At 67.6% G+C, this 3,346-nt stretch carries 3 protein-coding genes; all 3 read left to right on the forward strand.

Features of this window, described 5'->3' with window-relative positions:
- Positions 1 to 198 precede the first annotated feature (198 nt).
- The 3 genes from ACJH6I_RS31640 to ACJH6I_RS31650 all read left to right on the forward strand — a co-directional run bounded on the left by ACJH6I_RS31640 (position 199) and on the right by ACJH6I_RS31650 (position 3,183).
- Positions 199 to 789, forward strand: a complete 591-nt coding sequence (locus ACJH6I_RS31640; RefSeq protein ID WP_061000565.1) for a hypothetical protein — start codon at positions 199 to 201, stop codon at positions 787 to 789.
- A gap of 118 nt (positions 790 to 907) precedes the next feature.
- Positions 908 to 2,371: a DDE-type integrase/transposase/recombinase gene (locus tag ACJH6I_RS31645; protein WP_071289796.1), complete on the forward strand. Its 1,464-nt coding sequence runs from the start codon at positions 908 to 910 to the stop codon at positions 2,369 to 2,371.
- A 38-nt stretch (positions 2,372 to 2,409) separates the two neighbouring features.
- Positions 2,410 to 3,183 (forward strand): ExeA family protein, encoded by a 774-nt coding sequence (locus ACJH6I_RS31650; protein WP_226522213.1) that lies wholly within the window; start codon positions 2,410 to 2,412, stop codon positions 3,181 to 3,183.
- The last annotated feature ends 163 nt before the right edge of the window (positions 3,184 to 3,346 follow it).

Below are 3,346 nucleotides of genomic sequence, written 5' to 3' on the forward strand. Positions count from 1 at the left end.
TGTTGACCGTCTCTCTGGATGGCTATCACGGGGTGGCCATTCGTCATTGATCTTGCCGATGTGATCGGTGGCGTGGCCCGCCGGCTTGAGCTTGGTGGTGTGCACCATCAGTGTGATGAGGAACTGATGGGTGCGCGGCACCCCGCCGAAGTCTTGGCGGGCTCGCAGGGTGCCGCGCTGTAGTGCACGGAGGCACTGATGGTGACGGTAGAGGCTGATCTGGTCTGCGTCGAGTCCCGGTTGGCAGCTGGCCAGATCAGCTGCCCGGCGTGCTCGCAGGGTGTTCTTGGCGGCTGGGGATTCGCCCGCACTCGCCGTGTCGTCGGTCTGGCCGGTGCGGTTCGGCCGCGGCGGGCGCGGTGCCGGTCGTGTCTGGTGACCCATGTGTTGTTGCCGGTCACGGTGTTGCTGCGTAGGGCTTATGCGGCACAGGTGATTTGGGAGTCTTTGTCGCTGCGCGGCCACGGGCAGGGGTATCGGCAGATCGCTGAGCAGTTGCGGGTTCCGGCGGCCACGGTCCGCGGCTGGCTACGTCGGGCCGGCGGGCGACTTGAGGCGGTTCGGGCGCGGTTCCTCATGGTGGCGGTTCGAGTCGGGATCGATGTGACGATTCCCGACGAGCGGAGCAGTCCCTGGGGTGACGTGGTGGCGGCGGTCAACGCCGCGGCGGCGGCGATCCGGCAGCGGTTCGGACCGGCCGGATTGGTGGGCGCGGTGACGCCGGCACAGGTGCTGGTCGCGGTCAGCGGCGGCCGGCTGCTCTCACCGGGCTGGTCCTGGATGCGGTAGGTCCGGTACGCAACACCAGTTGCCTCTGACGCGGCGCGGCGTGATCGGTGATCCTCGCGAAGGCACCTGCCCGGCATTGGTTTCGGGCAGGGCCTTCGACTGCGAGGAGGGCACTGCGGTGTCATTGGAGGAGCACAAGCGTCGGGAGCGGGCCCAAGCGATCGGACTGTTCCGGTATCAGCTGATCTGCCCGGCGCTGGACGAGGGGTTATCGACCCGCCAACGGGGTCGGCTGGTCCGCGAGATCGCCGAACGTCGCCATATCGACCCGTTCGGCACCCAGGTCCAGATCGCGCGAGCCACCCTGGACCGTTGGATCCGTCGCTACCGGGCCGGCGGGTTCGAAGCGTTGGTGCCCGAGCCGCGCCGGCTGGCCACCCGCACCGATGTCGGGGTGCTGGAGCTGGCCGCCTCGTTGAAGCGGGAGAATCCGTCACGCACCACCGCCCAGGTGGCCCGCATCCTGCGCACCGCGACCGGATGGGCACCCTCGGAATCGACCCTGCTGCGCCATTTCCATCGCTGCGAGCTGATGGGCCCGGCCGCCGGTGGCGCCAGGGAGGTGTTCGGCCGGTTCGAAGCCGCCGACCCCAACGAACTGTGGGTCGGCGACGCTCTGCACGGTCCGCGGGTCGGTGACCGCAAGACCTACCTGTTCGCCTTCCTCGACGACCATTCTCGGTTGGTGGTCGGTCACCGGTTCGGGTTCGCCGAGGACACCGTGCGTCTGGCGGCCGCGCTCAAACCCGCGCTGGCCGCCCGCGGCGTGCCAGCCTCGATTTATGTCGACAATGGTTCGGCGTTCGTCGATGCCTGGCTGCTGCGGGCGTGCGCGAAACTCGGTATCCGACTGGTACATTCGGCGCCCGGGCGCCCGCAGGGACGGGGCAAGATTGAACGGTTCTTCCGCACCGTGCGTGGGCAGTTCCTCGTTGAGGTCACCGACACCACCACCGAGGACCTCGCCGCCGCCGGGGTCGACCACACCGGTGCGCTGTTGGAGCTCAACCGGCTGTTCATGGCCTGGGTCGAGACCGAATACCACCGCCGCACCCATACCGAGACCGGGCAATCCCCACTGGAGCGCTGGGACACCGGCTGGGACCGCCTTGGTCACACTCCGGAGTTGCCGACGGCGGCGGATCTGACCGAGGCGTTCTTGTGGTCGGAATTTCGGGTGGTGACCAAGACCGCCACCGTCTCCCTGCATTCCAACACCTACCAGGTCGACCCCGCCCTGGCCGGGCGCCGCGTGGAGCTGGTGTTCTCCCCGTTCGACCTGCAGACCGTCGAGGTCCGCCACCGCGACCAGAGTTTCGGTGCCGCGACACCGCACACCATCAGCCGCCATGCCCACCCGAAAGCCCGACCCGAGACCGTCGAGACCCCGCCGGCAACGACGGGGATCGATTACCTGGCGTTGACCGCTGCCGCCCATCACGAGCAGCTGCGTGAGGATGAACGTATCGGCTATCACGCCCTCTACGGAACCGACTCCGACGGCGACCAGGTCGCCGCTCAGCTCTCGATCACCGACCTCGCTCCCACCGAGGACGAGTTCGAGGACGGGGTGTCGGCGTGAGTATTCAACGGTTGCAATCACATTGGGGCTTCACACGGATGCCGTTCGGGCGGGATCTGGCGCCGTCGATGCTGCACCGCCACCCCGGCCACAGCGAAGCGATCGCCCGCATCGGCTGGTGTGTGGACCAATGCGCCATCGGCGTCATCACCGGCGAAGTCGGCGCTGGCAAAACCGTCGCGATCCGCGCGGCAGCCACCTCCTTGGATCCGGCGCGGCACGTAATCATCTACCTCGCCAACCCCACCATCGGGGTGCGCGGCATGCTCACCCACATCGTGGCCACCCTCGGGCACACCCCGGCGTTTCACACCGCCCGGCTGGCTCCCCAAGCCGCAGACGCCTTGGCCGCCGAGCACGCTGAACGTGGCCGCAACCCCGTGTTAGTCGTCGATGAAGCCCACCTGCTCGACAACCATCAACTCGAAGCGATCCGGCTGCTGACCAACCACGACATGGACAGTGGTTCACCGTTCGCCGTGGTCCTGGTCGGGCAACCCACCCTGCGGCACCGACTGCGTCTGGGTGTTCTGGCCGCGTTGGATCAGCGCATCGCCGTGCGCTACACCCTGCCCGGCATGACAGCGGCCGACACCGCCGACTACATCGGGCATCACACCAAGATCGCCGGCCGCTCCGATGCGCTGTTCGCCGACGACGCGATGACCCTGATCCACAACGCCTCCCGTGGACATCCGCGTGCGGTCAACAATCTCGCCCTGCACGCGCTCACGGCCGCGTTCGCCGCCGGGCACTCCATCGTCGGGGAGAAAGCCGCCCGCATCGCCATCAGCGAAACAGCAACCGACTGAACCCGATCCGCTTCACCACGGCGACGACCACGTCACCGCGACGAGGATCCCGTCACCGAGATCACAAACGCCCCGCTCGCCACAGTCGAGCGGGGCGTTCTCATCAGTGCATCGTCATCAACACCGATGACGCCGACATCGTCATCTTCAACGACGGCCAACA

Source organism: Mycobacterium sp. SMC-13, assembly GCF_045311035.1.
GTDB lineage: Bacteria > Actinomycetota > Actinomycetes > Mycobacteriales > Mycobacteriaceae > Mycobacterium.